This window comes from Pseudomonas putida (assembly GCF_001636055.1).
Classification (GTDB): Bacteria; Pseudomonadota; Gammaproteobacteria; order Pseudomonadales; family Pseudomonadaceae; genus Aquipseudomonas; species Aquipseudomonas machongensis.
Map to the genome: position 1 here is coordinate 5,551,823 of NZ_CP011789.1, position 17,361 is coordinate 5,569,183.

The 17,361-nt window shown below is 63.1% G+C and carries 12 protein-coding genes; 8 read left to right on the forward strand and 4 right to left on the reverse strand.

What is annotated here, in order from left to right:
• Positions 1–143: 143 nt before the first annotated feature.
• The 3 genes from AB688_RS24825 to AB688_RS24835 all read right to left on the reverse strand — a co-directional run bounded on the left by AB688_RS24825 (position 144) and on the right by AB688_RS24835 (position 2,322).
• The gene (locus tag AB688_RS24825) at positions 144–515 is read right to left on the reverse strand and encodes a translation initiation factor Sui1 (protein WP_054894197.1); all 372 of its coding nucleotides are present in this window, start codon (positions 513–515) and stop codon (positions 144–146) included.
• Between the two features lie 209 nt (positions 516–724).
• Positions 725–1,258: an NUDIX hydrolase gene (locus AB688_RS24830; protein WP_054894198.1), complete on the reverse strand. Its 534-nt coding sequence runs from the start codon at positions 1,256–1,258 to the stop codon at positions 725–727.
• Positions 1,255–2,322 (reverse strand): DUF2333 family protein, encoded by a 1,068-nt coding sequence (locus AB688_RS24835; RefSeq protein WP_054894199.1) that lies wholly within the window; start codon positions 2,320–2,322, stop codon positions 1,255–1,257. The genes AB688_RS24830 and AB688_RS24835 overlap by 4 nt, the downstream gene beginning before the upstream one ends.
• 250 nt (positions 2,323–2,572) lie before the next feature.
• Here AB688_RS24835 and AB688_RS24840 point away from each other — a divergent pair, with 250 nt between their 5' ends.
• From AB688_RS24840 to accC, 6 genes are all read left to right on the forward strand, one after another.
• The gene (locus tag AB688_RS24840) at positions 2,573–4,189 is read left to right on the forward strand and encodes a response regulator (RefSeq protein WP_063546300.1); all 1,617 of its coding nucleotides are present in this window, start codon (positions 2,573–2,575) and stop codon (positions 4,187–4,189) included.
• 1,295 nt (positions 4,190–5,484) lie between these two features.
• Positions 5,485–6,264, forward strand: coding sequence for a methyl-accepting chemotaxis protein (locus AB688_RS27635; RefSeq protein WP_371105617.1), 780 nt, complete (start codon positions 5,485–5,487; stop codon positions 6,262–6,264).
• Positions 6,265–6,482: 218 nt separating this feature from the next.
• Complete coding sequence (locus AB688_RS24850; RefSeq protein WP_063546304.1) at positions 6,483–8,249, forward strand: protein-disulfide reductase DsbD; 1,767 nt, start codon at positions 6,483–6,485, stop codon at positions 8,247–8,249.
• 179 nt (positions 8,250–8,428) lie between these two features.
• Positions 8,429–8,881: a type II 3-dehydroquinate dehydratase gene (gene aroQ, locus AB688_RS24855; protein ID WP_054894203.1), complete on the forward strand. Its 453-nt coding sequence runs from the start codon at positions 8,429–8,431 to the stop codon at positions 8,879–8,881.
• Between the two features lie 109 nt (positions 8,882–8,990).
• The gene (gene accB / locus AB688_RS24860) at positions 8,991–9,455 is read left to right on the forward strand and encodes an acetyl-CoA carboxylase biotin carboxyl carrier protein (RefSeq protein WP_054894204.1); all 465 of its coding nucleotides are present in this window, start codon (positions 8,991–8,993) and stop codon (positions 9,453–9,455) included.
• A gap of 17 nt (positions 9,456–9,472) precedes the next feature.
• Entirely contained in the window at positions 9,473–10,828 is a 1,356-nt protein-coding gene (gene accC / locus AB688_RS24865; protein ID WP_054894205.1) for an acetyl-CoA carboxylase biotin carboxylase subunit, read from the forward strand.
• Between the two features lie 173 nt (positions 10,829–11,001).
• Here the strand turns inward: accC and AB688_RS24870 are convergent, their stop codons facing one another.
• Complete coding sequence (locus AB688_RS24870) at positions 11,002–14,742, reverse strand: dermonecrotic toxin domain-containing protein (protein ID WP_063546306.1); 3,741 nt, start codon at positions 14,740–14,742, stop codon at positions 11,002–11,004.
• 333 nt (positions 14,743–15,075) lie between these two features.
• Here AB688_RS24870 and prmA point away from each other — a divergent pair, with 333 nt between their 5' ends.
• Positions 15,076–15,954 (forward strand): 50S ribosomal protein L11 methyltransferase, encoded by an 879-nt coding sequence (prmA, locus tag AB688_RS24875; protein WP_063546308.1) that lies wholly within the window; start codon positions 15,076–15,078, stop codon positions 15,952–15,954.
• 54 nt (positions 15,955–16,008) lie between these two features.
• A complete protein-coding gene (locus AB688_RS24880; protein WP_063546310.1) occupies positions 16,009–17,313 on the forward strand; it encodes a DUF3426 domain-containing protein in 1,305 nt (434 codons plus the stop codon).
• The last annotated feature ends 48 nt before the right edge of the window (positions 17,314–17,361 follow it).

Here is a 17,361-nt window from a genome sequence, read left to right on the forward strand (position 1 = left end):
TATAGATAAGTCAAGACACTGCCCCGCGATGGGTGCGGGCGCAGTGTAGAAGCTGAAAATGACGATTCGTCCGTCTTCGGGGGTAGACCCCGGCAACGGAAACGAGTTTAGAAAGCACTGGGCAAAAAATCCTGCGGGCTGGCTCAGCCGCCGGACTTCTTCGCCTTGAAGCCCTGCTTGATCAGTTCGGCGAGCAACAGCTCGACGTGATCACCCTGGATCTCGATGACGCCGTCTTTGAGGGCGCCACCGGTACCGCATCGACGCTTGAGCGTGCTGGCGAGATCCTTGAGCTGCTCGAGCGGCAGCGGGACGCCGGTAATGGTAGTGACGGTCTTGCCGCCACGCCCTTTGCTTTCACGACGTACCCGGGCGATGCCATCGCCTTCGGGGATGAGTTGCTGCTTGCAGACACACGCGTCCACCGGCTTGCTGCAGTCGGGACAGTGCCGACCAGCGTCGGTGGAAAACACGAGACCGCCGAGGGCGGAGAAGGAAGAAGCTTTCTTGGCCACTTTTGTTCCTCTTGCTGAGGACAAAAACTGGTCGGACCACAGGGGGACTGGACCGACCGCGAAGCCCCACTCTGGCAGGGGCGGCGCTACTGTCGCAGGTGTTGCGACAGCCCGAAAAGGGCGCGCAGTGTAACGATAAATCCTTGGCTTGCTAAGTACTGGATTGCGGCATTTTGCGAATGTTTTGCGACGTGGTGGAGCGCTGGCTGCTAAAGGCTCGCCTTGTAGCGCTGCAACGCCGCCAGCGAGTCCGGACAGAAGTCTTTCTCCCGGCTCTCGGCCTCTGCCTGCTCCACAGTGACGAAGCGCGCCTCTATGACCTCTTCAGGCTGCAACCGCAGCGGCGCATCGGACACAGCCGAGAACACCGCGCACCATAGCCGGTTGCCCGGCTGGTCGAAGTAGAACTTCTCGTGAAAGCGCAACGTCACGCCGGCGATGCCCAGTTCCTCCTCCAGCTCGCGGGCCGCTGACTCGGCGTACTCCTCGTGCGCCCCGACCATGCCACCGGCCGCCACATCCCAGTACCCGGGATACAACGCCTTGCTCAAGGTGCGCCGGTGCACGCACAGCTCGCCCTGGCTGTTGAACAGCAGAATGAAAGTGCAGCGCCCGATCAGCCCACGCTCGCGCAACTCGGCCCGCGCCAGTGCGCCCAGGTACTGGTCGTGCTCGTCCACCCAGGCCACCAGCTCGGCATCGGAGGCCGCGCGGTGCGCGACCTCGGCGGGATTGATGGTCATCCTTGCGAGAGCAACTGACGCAGGTCGATGACTGCGGCGTTGGCCCGGGAGATGTAGTTGGCCATTACCAGCGAGTGGTTGGCCCACATGCCGAAGCCACTGCCGTTGAGTACCATCGGGCTCCACAGCGGCTCCTGCGAAGCTTCCAGCTCACGAATGATCTGACGCACGCTGACGGTGGCGTTCTTCTTGGCCAGTACGTCGGCGAAGTCGACCTCGATGGCGCGCAGCAGATGCGACAGCGCCCAGGCCTGGCCGCGGGCTTCGTAGAAGACGTTGTCGATCTGCAGCCATGGCGTCTCGACGATTTCCTCGTCGACCTGCGGTGCCTGGCCGGCCTGGACGGTTTCGGTCTTGAGGTTGCTGTTGAGCTTGACCCGTCCCACGCTCGCCGACAGACGCTGGGACAACGAGCCCAGACGCGTGGCAACGTCGCCCAGCCAGTTGTTCAGATTGTCGGCGCGGGTGTAGAAGATCGCGCCCTGGTCGCCAGCGGCCAGGCGCACCTGGTAGCGGTTGAGCGACTTGATACCTTCCTCGAACTCCGACTCGCTGGAGGGCAGGATCCAGCTCTTGTTGTCGAAGTTGAAGCGCGGCTCGGCCTTGGCCAGGTCGGCGTCTTCGGTCGATTGCGACTGTGAGCGAGCGAAGTCCTTGCGCAGCGCACGCGACAGGTCGCGCACCTGGACCAACACGCCATATTCCCAGCTCGGCATGTTGTCCATCCACAAACCCGGCGGGAAGCGGTCGTTGGAGATGTAACCGCCCGGCTTGTCGAGCAGGGTGCCGGCAACGTTCTTGAGGGTTTCGATGGTGGTATAGCCCACCACCATCTGCTGGCCGTTACGCTCGGCCGCAGCCTGGGCGTTCTGTTGCACCGGGAACAGGTCGGGCTCTTCGCTCCAGTACCAGCCAAGGCCGATGCACACCAGCAGGTACAGGCCGATCAGAGTGCCCAGGGCGCGGCTCCAGAGGCCGCCGAGGTAGCTACGGGTGGCGGCGCCACGGCCATCGGCGCGCTCAGGGCGCTCGGCCTTGGCCTCACGGTTTTTCCAGTCCAGCATGGCGTTGTCCTTAATCAATCATGACGGTTCAGGGGCTTGGACCACAGGCCTCGGCCAGGGTGCCACGGCAAGCCCGCGTCCCAGCACTATAAAGCAGACGCCGCCATACGCATAAGCGACCAATGGGTCGGAAACTGAATAATCGGGCCTGAACGCTTTGTTGATTCACAGCACTCGCGAGCCGGAAAAGACCTGCTAGCATAGAGCCATCATTGAACCTGCACCCTAACCTCCAACAAGCAGTCAGGACATGACCCAGCCAGCCGAGCCCAGCCACGAGCGCTTGAAGCAGCATTTCGCCCAGCGGGTCATCCATCAGGCCCGACAGATCCTCGAGATCTGGCAGCGCCTGCAGCGTGGCGAGTGGTCGAGCGCAGGGCTGGGCGAGCTGAGCGACGCCAATCTGCGCCTGCAACGCTACGCCGATCGTTTCGAACAGCCCGAACACGGCAGCCTGTCGACTGCCATCGAGCAGACGCTGAGGGCCATCGAAGCGAACAGCACGCGGCTCAATTCAGAACTGATCGGCGAGCTCAATCGCCTGATGCAACGCTTGTCGCGCACCGGCCTGCGCAAGGGCGACCAGCTCGATCATGTGCCCCTGCCGCCCTTGCGCAAGCCGGTGTACATCCTGCTGCAGGACCATGACCGCGCCGAACGCCTGGCGCAACAGCTGGAGTTCTTCGGATTGGGCGTGCAGGCATTGGGCAACGCCGATGCCTTTCGTGCCTCGATGAGCGAACGCCTGCCTTCGGCCATCGTCATGGATGTCGATTTCAGTGGCCCCGGCCAGGGCCTCAAACTGGCCGCCGAAGCCCAGCAAAGGCTGGAGCTGCACATTCCGCTGCTGTTCTTCAGCCTCCACGAGACCGACACCCCGACCCGCCTGGCCGCCGTGCGCGCCGGCGGCCAGGAGTTCCTCACCGGCACCCTGGAAGCGTCCAGCCTGCTGGAAAAGGTCGAACTGCTGACCAGCGCCGCCCAATACGACCCGTTCCGGGTGCTGATCATCGATGACTCGCGCGCCCAGGCCATGCACACCGAGCGCCTGCTCAACGGCGCCGGCATCATCACCCGCACGCTCACCGAGCCGATCCGCACCATGGCCGAGCTCGCTGACTTCCAGCCCGACCTGATCATCCTCGACATGTACATGCCCGACTGCACCGGCACCGAACTGGCCAAGGTGATCCGCCACAACGACCGTTATGTCAGCGTACCGATCATCTACCTGTCGGCCGAGGACGACCTGGACAAGCAGCTCGACGCCATGAGCGAAGGTGGCGACGACTTCCTCACCAAGCCGATCCGCGCCCGCCATCTGGTGACCACCGTGCGCAACCGCGCCGCCCGCGCCCGTCATCTCAAGGCACGCATGGTGCGCGACAGCCTGACGGGGCTGTACAACCATACCCACATCCTGCAACTGCTCGAAGACTGCAGTTTCCGCGCCCGCCGCGAGGAACACCCACTGAGCTTCGCCATGCTCGACATCGACCATTTCAAGAAGATCAACGACCGCCATGGCCATCCGATGGGCGACCGGGTGATCAAGAGCCTGGCGCTGTTCCTCAAGCAGCGCCTGCGCAAGACCGATTTCATCGGCCGCTATGGCGGTGAGGAATTCGCCATCGTCATGCCCAACACCGGGCTGGAAGCTGCGTACAAGGTGCTCGACGAGATCCGCCAGCGCTTTGCCGAAATCCACTATCCCGCCCAGCCGAACGACCTGCAGTGCACCTTCAGCGCCGGGGTGGTGCAACTCGATGACACGCTGGACGCGCTGACCATGGCCAGCGCGGCGGATGAGGCGCTGTACCGGGCCAAGCACGCGGGGCGTAATTGCGTGGTGAGGGTCGAGCCCTAGACTGGCACTCTGCCACTTTTTTATGGCGCCACCCCGTCGTCGTCATCACCCGGTCACAAAATCGCAATAACTTCAGGCACCTACCTCTCCATTCCCGCAGGAAGTTCGCGGCTATGCGCCTGAAGTGGCTGACCAATTTCAACACCCTCTTGCTGGTGACCGTGTGCTTCGCCCTGGGCGCAACCCTGTGGTGGTCGCAACGTGCACTCGAGCGGCCCTACCAGATGATGGAGCGCTACTTGGGGCTGTCCCAGCAGTTCCAGAACGAGGCCGCCGCCAATATCCAGGCCTACCTGGCCAGCGGCGACGCCCTGCGCCATGCCTCGGCCGTGGAGGCCAACAAGCAGCTGCACAGCGCCCTTGGAGAATGGCCAGACGCACTGGCCGCCAAGCTGCGCCCGAGCCTGGACAGCCTGCAGGGCTTCACCGCCAACGAATTGCTGGCCGCCGGCAAGCTGGCCGGAGATCCGCAGGCACTGCTGCTGCAAGCCGAGCGTGAGCTGGGCGCCAACCTTGAGCAACTGGCCGGTTATGCCCGCGACAGCGGCAGCGCCGAGGCTGGCCGCTACCTGGCCCCGCTGATGGACGCCTCGCTGCACCTGGGCCGCCTGGCACTGGCCCGCGACAAGCTGGTCAGCAGCGGTCGCGCGGAACTGGCCGACGAAGTGGAGCGTGAACTGCAACAGATCCGCGCCCAGGCGCAAATCATCGACAGCCTGCCGTTACTGGGGGTGACCCGCGCGGCCGAATCCAACGCCGACGACTTCGCCGCGATGATGGGCCTGCAAAGCCAGGGCAGCGAGCAGAAGGAGGACGTTGCCGTGAGCCTCAAGCGTGAATTGCAGAGCTTGCTCGGTCGCTATCCGGCCGAACTGCAGCGCACCCGTGAACAGATCGAGCGTCGTGCCGCACTGGCCGCCAGCACCAGCGAGCGCCTCGAAGCTGTGCGAAAGGCCATCGCCGGACTGGAACCAGAGGTGCGTGGTCAGCACGCGAAGATCGCTGGCGAGGTCCGGGTCATCCAGGGCCTGATGATCGGCCTGATCCTGCTGATCGCCCTGCTCATCGACACCTTGCAGCGCCGCCTGACACGCACCCTCACCAGCCTCGCGCCGGCCCTGTCGCGCTGGGCCGAGGGCGATTTTGCCCAGCCGGTCGCCCTTGGCAAGACCAACCTCGAACTGCTCGACATCCAGGAGTCGCTCAATCGCTTGCGCCAGTACCTGGTGACGCTGGTCGGCACCATCCGCCACAACGCCGAGCAGGTCGCGGGCAGCAGCCATGCCCTGGCCGGCATGAGCAGCGCGCTGCATGACGGTGCCGAACGCCAGGCAGGCGATACCGCACAGATCCGCGATGCCCTGGGCGAGCTCGAAGCGACCATCCAGCAGGTGGCCGGCGATGCCAGTTCGGCCGCCGATGCCAGCCGCGACGCCGGGCGCGCCGTGGAGCACGGCCAGGCGGTGATCGGCCACAGCCTCTCCGGCCTGCGAGCGTTGGTCGATGAGGTGCAGGGCAATGCGCAGTTGATCGAACAACTGGCCGAGGAGTCGGCAACCATCGGTGGCGTGCTGACGGTGATCCGCTCGATCGCCGAGCAGACCAATCTGCTGGCCCTCAACGCAGCGATCGAAGCGGCCCGTGCCGGGGAAATGGGCCGCGGCTTTGCCGTGGTGGCCGACGAAGTACGTTCGCTGGCCCAGCGCACCACCGGCGCCACCGGCGAGATCCAGACGCTGATAGACCGCCTGCAGCAGGCAGCGCGCGAATCGGTGAATGGCATGCGCACCCAGCTCGAACACGCCGAAGCGACCGCCAGCCAGGCCCAGGCGGCGGATGGGGCGCTGGATGAGATCGTCAGCGCGATTCGCACCATCTCCGATACAGCGGTGAGGATTGCCGACGTCACCGCACAGCAGAGCGGTGCAGTGAGCGAGATCCGCGACCACAGCGAGCGGATTCATGCGCTCGGTGAAGACAACCTGCAACGCATCGGCGAAGGGCGCGAGCAGGGTGAGCAGTTGCTGCAACTGGGGGGTGAGCTGAATACCGCGGTGGGGGCCTTCAGGGTGTGATCGGCAGGCCTGGCCCCTTCGCGGGCAAGCCCGCTCCCACTGGGTAGCGGCGAGGAAACCTCCTGCTGGCGCGGTTCCTGTGGGAGCGGCGGTTCGCCGCTGCGACTTGCCCGCGAAGGGGCCAGGCCTGCAAGCAGCCGAACCTGCGACCACCTGTCATCCCCGCCTCCAGCCAACTCCGTTATCATGCCGGGCACGTTCCGCCTCGCGAGTCCGCCATGCGCCGCCTGTTCCTCCTGCTGTTCCTGCTGCTGGCCAGCCCCACCTTCGCCTCGGGCCTGCTCGACAACCGCCCCAGCGCCACCCTCGGCGCCGCCTCGCTGTCCAACAGCGCCGACTTCCTGCCGGTCCACGAAGCCTTCAAGCTCGACCTGATCAGCGCCGATGCCCAGTCGATCAAGCTGCGCTTCGTCGCCACCGAGGGCTATTACCTCTATCGCCATCGCTTCCAGTTTCGCAGCGAGCCGGCCGACATCGCCCTCGGCAACGCACGGATTCCCCAAGGCAAAGCCAAGCACGACGAGTTCTTCGGCGATGTCGAGGTCTACCATGGCATCGTCGACATAGAGGTACCGCGCACCGACTCGCGCACCTTCACCTTGCTGGTCGGCTACCAGGGCTGCGCCGACAAGGGATTATGCTATCCGCCGGAAACCGCACGACTGTCGATTCCCGGCGAAGGCAGCACCTTGTCCACCACCACGGCCGAGGGCTGGAGCTGGCAGACCTTGCTGCTGTTCTTCCTCGCCGGTCTGGGCCTGACCTTCACCCCCTGCGTGCTGCCGATGCTGCCGATTCTCTCGGGTGTGGTGCTGCGCGGCCAGGTGGGTGGCTGGCGCGGCTTTAGCCTGTCGCTGGCCTACGTGCTGCCAATGGCTGCCAGCTTTGCCGCGCTCGGTGCGCTGATGGGCCTGTTCGGTGCCAGCCTCAACCTGCAGGCACGTCTGCAGTCGGCCTGGGTACTGGTGCCCTTCGCCTTGTTCTTCGTGGTGTTCGCCCTGGCGATGTTCGGCCTGTTCGAACTCAAGTTGCCGCACGCCCTGAGCCAACGCCTGGACCGTGTCGCGAGCAATACCCGCGGCGGTTCGCTACTGGGTGCTGCGGTGCTGGGCGTGCTTTCCAGCCTGCTGGTCTCGCCCTGCGTGTCGGCACCACTGGCCGGTGCCCTGCTCTATATCAGCGCCAGCGGCGATGCCCTGGGCGGGGCACTGAAGCTGTTCGCGCTCGGATTGGGCATGGGCGCGCCACTGCTGCTGGTGGCGACCGGCGGTGCCGCCTGGCTGCCCAAGAGCGGGGCGTGGATGAACACGGTGAAGAACGTGATCGGGGTCCTGCTGCTGGGCGTGGCGCTTGGCCTGCTCAGCCGCGTGTTGCCGGGGCCGGTGACCTTGCTGCTGATCGGCCTGTTGTCGGCAGGCGTGGCGCTGTTCCTCGGCGCGCTGGAGTTCGTGGTCAAGACTCCACGTCAACGCCTGGCCCAGCTGCTGGGGCTGCTCTGCCTGGTCTATGCACTGGCGTGCTGGTACGGCGCACTCGCGGGTCAGGGCGATCCTTTGCGTCCATTGCCCGGCCCCGGCGTCAGCACCTCGACCCCCGCCACCCCCCAGGCAGATGCGTGGCAAACCCTCACCACCCCTGCCGCCCTGGACGCCGCCTTGGCCCAGGCCAAGGCCGCAGGCCAGCCGGTGCTGCTGGACTGGTACGCCGACTGGTGCATCAGTTGCAAGGTGATCGAACATGAAGTACTCAACGCGCCACAGGTGCAGGCCCAGCTGAACGGCTTCAAGCTGCTGCGGTTCGACCTGACCGAGAGCAACGCCGAACAACGCGCCCTGCTCGACCGCTACACGCTGTTCGGCCCACCCGCCTTGTTGTTTTTTGCCGCAAACGGCAGCGAAATGACCACTGATCGGGTGGTAGGCGAGGTGAACGCCGACGAATTTGCGAAAATTCTCACCGGCATGCGCAGCAAACTCGGTCTATAACTTCCCGCGCACCGGTGACTTTCTCCAACGAAGTGACCAGAGCTGATCATCTGGTCACATACTTTGCGCGAATCTCGGTCATCGTGCTGGCTATTGCAGGGAACTGGACACTCGCTAGTCTCTTGCGGCATAGTCGCCGCGCTATGTCGAATTGCCCTACAAAACCAAGGAAACCGCAGATGGCCACCCTACTGGTGCTGCACGGCCCCAACCTCAACCTGCTCGGTACCCGCGAGCCGGGAGTCTACGGCGCCGTCACCCTCGCCCAGATCAACCAGGACCTCGAGCAGCGCGCACGCGCCGCCGGCCACCACCTGCAGTACCTGCAGAGCAATGCCGAGTACGAACTGATCGACCGTATCCATGCCGCGCGCAACGAAGGCGTGGACTTCATCCTGATCAACCCGGCCGCTTTCACCCACACCAGCGTCGCATTACGTGACGCATTGCTCGCTGTGAGCATCCCATTCATCGAAGTGCACCTCTCCAACGTGCACAAGCGTGAACCGTTCCGTCATCACTCCTACTTCTCCGATGTGGCAGTGGGCGTGATCTGCGGCCTGGGCGCCAGCGGTTACCGGCTAGCCCTGGAGTCTGCTCTGGAACACCTGGCTGCCAACGCACAGCCCTGATGACGCAAAGCCCAGGCCTACATGCCTGGGCTTCGAAACACTACGAAGAAACGTTTTCGACACGTTTTGATAATTAAGTCCCCGACCGAACCTTGGGAGTTGCTGATTAATGGATATCCGTAAAGTCAAAAAGCTGATCGAACTGCTGGAAGAGTCCGGCATCGACGAACTGGAGATCAAGGAAGGCGAAGAGTCCGTTCGCATCAGCCGTAACAGCAAACAACCTGCCGGCGCCCAGTACTTCGCCCCCCCAGCGCAATTTGCCGCTCCAGCCCCTGCCGCCGCAGCCCCCGTGGCCGCCGCCCCGGCTGCCGAAGCTGCTGCAGCACCGGCCCTCAAAGGCACCGTGATCCGCTCGCCGATGGTCGGTACCTTCTACCGCAAGCCTTCGCCAACCTCGCCGAACTTCGCTGAAGTCGGTCAGTCGGTGAAGAAAGGCGACACCCTGTGCATCGTCGAAGCCATGAAGATGATGAACCACATCGAAGCCGATATCGGCGGTGTCATCGACGCCATCCTGGTAGAAGACGGTCAGCCGGTTGAGTTCGACCAGCCGCTGTTCACCATCGTTTGAATCGCGGAGAGCCAACGATGTCTGGGAAGCTCGAAAAAGTCCTGATCGCCAACCGCGGGGAAATTGCCCTGCGGATCCTGCGTGCCTGCAAAGAGCTGGGCATCAAGACCGTCGCGGTCCACTCCACCGCTGACCGCGAACTGATGCACCTGGGCCTGGCAGACGAATCGGTCTGCATCGGCCCTGCATCGTCGAAAGAATCCTACCTGCACATCCCGGCGATCATCGCTGCCGCCGAAGTGACTGGCGCCACCGCCATCCACCCGGGCTACGGCTTCCTCGCCGAGAACGCCGACTTCGCCGAGCAGGTGGAGAAATCCGGTTTCGCCTTCATCGGCCCCAAAGCCGACACCATCCGCCTGATGGGCGACAAGGTTTCGGCCAAGGATGCGATGATCAAGTCGGGCGTCCCAACCGTGCCGGGCTCTGACGGCCCACTGCCGGAAGACGAAGAAACTGCACTGGCCATCGCCCGTGAAGTCGGCTATCCGGTGATCATCAAGGCCGCCGGTGGCGGTGGTGGTCGCGGCATGCGCGTGGTGCACAAGGAAGAAGACCTGATCGCCTCGGCCAAGCTGACCCGTACCGAAGCCGGTGCGGCGTTCGGCAACCCGATGGTCTACCTGGAAAAGTTCCTGACCAACCCACGTCACGTGGAAGTTCAGGTACTGTCCGATGGCCAGGGCAACGCCGTGCACCTGGGCGACCGCGACTGCTCGCTGCAGCGCCGTCACCAGAAGGTACTGGAAGAAGCCCCGGCCCCCGGTATCGACGAGAAGGCCCGCCAGGAAGTCTTCAAGCGTTGCGTCGATGCGTGCATCGAGATCGGCTACCGCGGTGCAGGTACTTTCGAGTTCCTGTACGAGAACGGTCGCTTCTACTTCATCGAGATGAACACCCGCGTCCAGGTCGAGCACCCGGTTTCGGAGATGGTCACCGGCATCGATATCGTCAAGGAGATGCTCAGCATCGCCGCTGGCAACAAGCTGTCGTTCCGCCAGGAAGACGTAGTGATCCGCGGTCACTCGCTGGAGTGCCGGATCAACGCCGAAGACCCGAAGAAGTTCATTCCGAGCCCAGGCACCGTCAAGCACTTCCATGCCCCGGGTGGCAATGGCGTGCGGGTCGATTCGCACCTGTACAGCGGCTATTCGGTTCCGCCGAACTACGACTCGCTGATCGGCAAGCTGATCACCTACGGCAAGGACCGCGACGAAGCCATGGCGCGCATGCGCAATGCCCTGGACGAGATCGTTGTCGACGGTATCAAGACCAACATCCCGCTGCACCGCGACCTGGTGCGTGATGAAGGTTTCTGCAAAGGCGGCGTCAACATCCACTACCTCGAGCACAAACTGGCCAACCAGGAGTGATCGCTTGTTGAGGTAGCACGCCCGGCAACCGCTGCGATGCCAGCCATTGGCCTTTCAGAAAAGCCGGGGATGCCACAAAAAAAACCGATGCCAGAATCTGGCATCGGTTTTTTTTGCTATCTACCCAGGACAGAGCAGGTCACCTAGGCGCGCATGAGCGCGATATCCGCTTGTCAGAGGCTCACCACTGAGATCGCCTGCAAGGCTAGTTCGTCCGGGGCCGGCGCCAATCCGGCAGCATCTTCCACAACTCCGCTTGGCCGCTCATACAGCGGGCGGGCCCGGAAACGGCTTTGGAATCTGTGGGCGCGAGCGGGCACCCCCTTCAACCGGAAATTAGCCTGCTTCATGATCGGCGTCAGCACTTGCTCGACCACGCTCATAGGCGTTCGGTAAACACGCGTAACGCCGCTCCCCAGGTTCAGCGTCATGCCATAGCTACCGCCAAAACACGACGAGAACGACCAGTGCTGCCAACTTGCCTGGATTCCCTGGCGCCTGAGCAACGCCCGCACGACGCCGCCGATATCCGTACCGCCCAGCCAGTCGCCACCGGCCATGACTGCCCTGACGCCCGCGCCATCCTGCGCAGCGCCGATTTGCGTCAGCACTTGCCGCAGTGCAGGCTCGATCAGGCTACGGACATTGTGATCGATATGCAGCACCGCACCTGCACGTGTTGCTGGGTTGTACAAGGATACCGCCACACAGGACTGCGCATTGACGGTATACAGGTAGTCATCCGCCGCCCCCACGTATCGCGCCACCACGGCTTCTCCCTGCAGAGCGCCACGTATTTCCGATGGCGCTCCCTCGCCATTGGTAATCTGCCTTGCCTGCGTCAGGGTTCCAGCATCCTGCACATGATTGCCGCCGCGAAGGCCGGTGCTGTTGGCAATCCATCGGCCATCTTCATGCAATCGCACTGCCGGGCGATGGTAGCTCTGCGGGCGATTGGCCTTGAACACCCGTAACGTAGCGTGCTCAGCGTCGTGTACGACCTTGTAATAACGACCGCCCGAGCGGATGAAATGCTCTGCGTTGGTAGCGTCCTTGGCGCCGCTACGGTAGGTGCCTTTCCAGATACCGTCCTCCGTCACCTTGTGCAGATCGCCAGGCTTGCTCTTGACTGCCCAGGACTTGTCGAACTGCAGGGAGGGGGTTCGTGTCGCACCCGTCACCTGAGGGCGGCGAACAACTGCCTGGCGCAAGGGCGCAAGCACTGACTTGAGCATTCCCAGGCTCACTCCTGGCAGACTCAACACCGCCCCCAACAAACCCCACGACGCTTCCAGCCAGTTCTGCAGGGCCACTGCGGTTTCCCATCGAGTATGGGCGACAATGGCCTTTTTCAAAGCAGAGGCGGTCATGAAGGCCCCAAACGCTATGGCGAACGGCGGATACACCAGCAACGGCAGTGCGCTGAACAGAACGCCTTTGAACACCTGGGCGCGAATGACCTCGGCTTTGCCAAGGGTCGCATCCTCGACATCGGCGAGCGCATGCTCGATGAACACGTTGTACTCCCCGACCACCGTCACCACCTGGTTGAGCCCACGCAGGGAATCACGATGACTGTCGCCACTGGCCAACCTCTTCAGGCGCGTGCTGACCTTGGATCTGGAGGCCAACGTAACCCGGTTGAGCAGATAATCGTAAAGCACGCCCGTACCTGTGGCGTTCAAGGACTGATAGGGGCGCAGCAGAACACCATCCGGGGCATCCGGGGTATACAGCCAGTCAGTCGCCACTTTGTCTGCCACATCGCGCAGGACATAGGCGCCCAGTACGAAACAGCCGTCGATCGACAAACGAAACACCCCCGAACTCTCGACCACCGTTTCCGATTCACTGAAGATGTCGGGCTGGCTCAACGTCCGCCCCAGCGCCGTCACCAGTGCAATCAGTTTCGTATAGGTCGCTTGATCGAGTTCAGCCTTGATACTGGCCAGGCGCAAATCGCGGTCCATCGCCGAGATCAGCGCACGACCGAACATCTTCCGGCGAGCCTCATAATCCGCCGAGGACTCGTTCAGATAGTGTTCGCGTATGTGTGTGATGTACGTCTCGCCAACGTAAGCGCGACGTGCATAGCGCGTAAAATCGTGGCTGCGTAGAGCGCTCAGGTCCTGGCCAACCAGGGAGCGCACGCCCTTTTTCGGGTTGTCCAGGCCGGAATTGTCGTCATATCCATAGCAGACCAGATCGACCAGGTTCATCGTCAGCGGCGTATCCGTGTCTGTGGACGGCAGATCGAACAGAATAGACTCCGGGTCGACCTGTTCGGTGATGCCCTTGTCGTCCAGGTAAGGCTTGATGGCAGTCTCGACGGTACGCCGGGCGAACGCGTGAAAACCTTCATAATCCTGCATCGACGCGGTAAACACGTGCTCAGCTTGCAACGCCACCTGCTTTTCCAGGTTGATCACGCGCTTTTGGCCAATGTTCAGGTTAAGTGCGTAATACGGCGCAATAGTGGCCTCGATCTCATCCTCGGCCTTTTTATTGCTCAAGCGCACCCGCTCGGCCAAGCATGCCTCGTACCCCGTCAGGGCTCTCCTACGATCCAGACTCAGAGACCATTCGGAAGGTTTTTCCACGATGCTCAGGATGGATGCACTGACCGTGGCTCGTTGATCGAAGGGAACCTGGCTCAACAGATAATGACGACCCGTTTCCTCCGCCAACCAACCACCGATTTCACTGTTGAGCGCGCGCTGTGATACCAGCTCTATCCACTCCTGGCCATCTGGTTTACCAGGGGCATACAGCACAAAGGCGTCATCTGCTACGGCGAACAACAACAAGTCACTGCAATCTGCGCCCGCCCACAATTGCAGAGGACAGATCTCATCGCCTGGCGGCTCCTGGGCGAGCAATGCCAAGACCTGATCATGACGCGCATCCGACAGGTGCCCTTTCTTGCTGGCAATCAGCAGGCTATAGCGCAATTGCGAGTCATAGAGCTCTAGCTGCGCCAACTCGACTTCAGCGTCCTGATGGCGCTGCTTGAGGGTCGCGATGAAGCTGTGCGGGACATCGAGTTCGCTCAACAGACCCTGTAGTTGCTCAGCGGAAGGTGACTTGCAATGCAGTAACGGCATGCTCACCTGCAGCGACTTGTACACCTGTGTCACGTCAATTGCGCCTTCCATCACCAGCTCGGTAAGGGTCAGCGTCCTGACGCTCACATTTTCCGTAGCTGACGGTTCACATTTGACGGTGATGAGGTCGGCAGATAATGGCAGGTCGAAATGCTCATGCAGATAGGCGGACGCCAGGCTGCCCGCATGCTCACGCAACGAGCGCGCACTACCAAGCAAACTTTCGAGTGTTGACTGCGCTCCCTCGCAAACGCCCTGAGCGGCAGTCAGCGCCGCGACGTCCTCGGCATTCAAATTGCGATACCACTCCGGCAGGTGCTTGCGGACAAGCCTGTCGAGCACTTGCCTCTCATCGTCATCGGCGAGAAACAACAGCGCAGGCTGCGCATGCCAGTCCCGCTCCTGCTCCCGAATCAGCGCCCGCACCTGGGCACTGGTCATCGCGGCAACCTGTGGCGCGCCCAGCGCGGCTTCAAGATCAATGCAGTGCTGCTCGCAACGTTGGCTGATTCGCTTCTGGTACTCGAGCACATCACTCAAGCCCTGGGGCTTCGCCTCCCAGTGGCGGGTGAGGTAATCCCGGTAGGTTTCAACCATGCGCCCGCCGATGCCCTCCACCAGTTGCTCGACCTGCTGGCGCCGTTCCAGCGGCACTTCACGCGGCTCCCCGTCGCTGATGTGATAGATGGCATGTTCTGCTTCGTCATAGAGCACCGGCTGCTGGGTGACCATGCGCTGTAGAGCGGCATCAAGCAGGTCCTGGATGAAATTCGGGTCGATATCTTCGGTGTAGTAGGTGCGCAGTTGCACAAGCGCGTCGCTTTCGATTGCCTCGATAAAGCTCAGCTGGGAGTTGCGTCGTTGCTCGAAGGCCGCACTCCAGCGCCCGAGTCGCTCGATGATGGAGTGGGCCGACGAATCGTCAATGGGGGGAATGGGTAGCGGGCTGATCGTTCATGACGCTATACCTCGTAGGCTTGGGGCCCGAATTCTAGGTAGCGCCGCGGCACGACCAGCGGTAGTTATTTGTTCGACGGATCATCCTGCGGCCTGTCCGTATGGGATGCGCTCGCGTAAAATGCCCGATTTGGCAGTCGCAGACTGCCTCTTCGATCACACCGAATCACATTTAAGGTGCCCGCCATGCCCTGGCTGCAAGTACGTCTGGCCATCAGCCCGGAACAAGCCGAAACCTACGAAGACGCCCTGCTCGAAGTCGGCGCCGTCTCGGTCACGTTCATGGATGCCGAAGACCAGCCGATCTTCGAACCGGACCTCAACACCACCCCACTGTGGTCGCACACGCATCTACTGGCCTTGTTCGAAGCCGATGCCGAGCCCGAAGCGGTATTCGCCCACCTGCAGTTGCTGACCGGTGCAGCGCTCCCCGAGCACCAGGCCGAGGTCATCGAGGACCAGGACTGGGAACGCAGCTGGATGGACGGTTTCCAACCGATGCGTTTCGGCCAACGCCTGTGGATCGTGCCGAGCTGGCATGAGGCCCCGGAGAAAGACGCCGTCAACCTGCTGCTCGACCCGGGCCTGGCCTTCGGCACCGGCACCCATCCGACCACCGCTCTGTGCCTGGAATGGCTCGACGGCCAGTCGCTCGCAGGCACCCAGGTGCTCGACTTTGGCTGCGGCTCGGGCATCCTGGCCATTGCCGCCCTGCTGCTGGGCGCCCGCGAAGCGGTGGGGACCGACATCGACGTGCAGGCCATCGAAGCCTCGCGTGACAACGCCCAGCGCAACGGCATCGCCGACGAGAAGCTGGCGCTGTACCTGCCCGAACACATGCCGGCGATGCAGGCCGACGTGCTGGTCGCCAACATCCTGGCCGGCCCGCTGGTCTCACTGGCCCCGCAGTTGTCCGGCCTGGTACGCCCTGGTGGCCTGCTGGCGCTGTCGGGCATTCTCGCCGAGCAGGGCGAGGAAGTGGCTGCTGCCTACGCCGCCGACTTCGACCTCGACCCGATCGTCGTGCGCGATGGCTGGGTGCGTATCAGCGGCCATCGTCGCTAGGCTACAGTTCGTAAAGAACCAGACTCCAACCCTGCACAACCCCCGGATCGCCGCATGACCGACAGTTTCGTCACCCAGTGCCCGCATTGCCAGACGCGTTTTCGCGTCACGTATCACCAGTTGAGCGTGGCCCGTGGGGTGGTGCGCTGTGGCCAGTGCCTGCAGGTGTTCAATGCCGCGCGGCAGTTGCTCGAACAGAGCCAGGGGGCTGCGCCAACGCCGGTTGCCACGACACCGGTAGCGCCAACGGTGCCAGCAACGCCTGCGGTCGAGCCACCCGCGCCGAGCCAGGACGACTGGGCTGCCACGCTGGATGCCATGGATCTGGACCAGGAGCTTGCGCGCCTGGAGCGACGAGGCCCTCGCCCCGAGCGCCAAAACGCCGAGCGCGACGAGTCCTTGCAGGCGCGGCGTGACGATCAGCACCCGGAGCAACATGGTGACGAGCCCTTCGGCACCGCAACCGATGACCGCCTCGAGCCCGACTCGCAACCCACACCGGCACCTGCACCAGTTCTGGTCGAGCAGGAGCCACTCGACCTGGAACCGATAGCCCAGGAGCGTACCGAGCCAACCCTCGGACAGACGCTTGAGCTCGACGACGAAGCCCCCCCCGCACACTTGCCCGCCGAACGCGACGAACCAGCCACCGAGCGGCTCTCGTCCCCCGACGAGCCTCGTCCGGAAAAAGGCCTCTCGGCCCTGGACGACGATGTCGCGAATCTGCGCCTGTCGGCACGTGACGACCACGACGACGCCGAAGACGACGAACGGCTGGAGCCGGTCCTGGCCAGCAAACCCTCGCGCGCGCGCAAGGAACCATTGGTCGATGTGGTCGACGACCCGCTGCAACTGGACTGGCAAAAGCCCGCACCGAACTGGGGCAAGCGCCTGCTTTGGGGCTTCCTGGCGCTGCTCGCCGCTGGCCTGCTGGCCTTCCAGTACGTCTACTACCACTTCGATGAGATGGCCCGGCACGATCGTTACCGGCCGCTGTTCCAGCAACTGTGCCCGATCGTCGGCTGCCAGGTACCCACCCGAGTCGACATCGCTCGTATCAAGAGCAGCAACCTGGTGGTGCGCAGCCATCCGGACTTCAAGGGCGCGCTGATCGTCGACGCGATCATCTACAACCGCGCCTCCTTCAGCCAACCCTTCCCCTTGCTGGAGCTGCGTTTCGCCGACCTCAACGGGCAGTTGATCGCCAGTCGTCGGTTCAAACCCAGCGAGTACCTTTCGGGCGAGCTGGCCGGGCGGGGCGAGATGCCTAGCCAGACACCGATCCACATCGCTCTGGACATCCTCGATCCAGGCCCCAAGGCGGTGAACTACAGCTTGAGTTTCCGCTCCCCCGAGTAGCACGCCATACCTGAGGGAGCGCGGTGGGCGACATCACCAACCTAAATG

What these genes read in the sequence shown, in the direction of transcription:
- AB688_RS24830 (WP_054894198.1), bottom strand. Translation starts at nt 1,258, where the DNA reads ATGACCATCAATCCCGCCGAGGTCGCGCACCGCGCGGCCTCCGATGCC.
- AB688_RS24835 (WP_054894199.1), bottom strand. Translation starts at nt 2,322, where the DNA reads ATGCTGGACTGGAAAAACCGTGAGGCCAAGGCCGAGCGCCCTGAGCGC.
- AB688_RS24840 (WP_063546300.1), top strand. Translation starts at nt 2,573, where the DNA reads ATGACCCAGCCAGCCGAGCCCAGCCACGAGCGCTTGAAGCAGCATTTC.
- AB688_RS27635 (WP_371105617.1), top strand. Translation starts at nt 5,485, where the DNA reads ATGAGCAGCGCGCTGCATGACGGTGCCGAACGCCAGGCAGGCGATACC.
- AB688_RS24850 (WP_063546304.1), top strand. Translation starts at nt 6,483, where the DNA reads ATGCGCCGCCTGTTCCTCCTGCTGTTCCTGCTGCTGGCCAGCCCCACC.
- aroQ (WP_054894203.1), top strand. Translation starts at nt 8,429, where the DNA reads ATGGCCACCCTACTGGTGCTGCACGGCCCCAACCTCAACCTGCTCGGT.
- accB (WP_054894204.1), top strand. Translation starts at nt 8,991, where the DNA reads ATGGATATCCGTAAAGTCAAAAAGCTGATCGAACTGCTGGAAGAGTCC.
- accC (WP_054894205.1), top strand. Translation starts at nt 9,473, where the DNA reads ATGTCTGGGAAGCTCGAAAAAGTCCTGATCGCCAACCGCGGGGAAATT.
- prmA (WP_063546308.1), top strand. Translation starts at nt 15,076, where the DNA reads ATGCCCTGGCTGCAAGTACGTCTGGCCATCAGCCCGGAACAAGCCGAA.
- AB688_RS24880 (WP_063546310.1), top strand. Translation starts at nt 16,009, where the DNA reads ATGACCGACAGTTTCGTCACCCAGTGCCCGCATTGCCAGACGCGTTTT.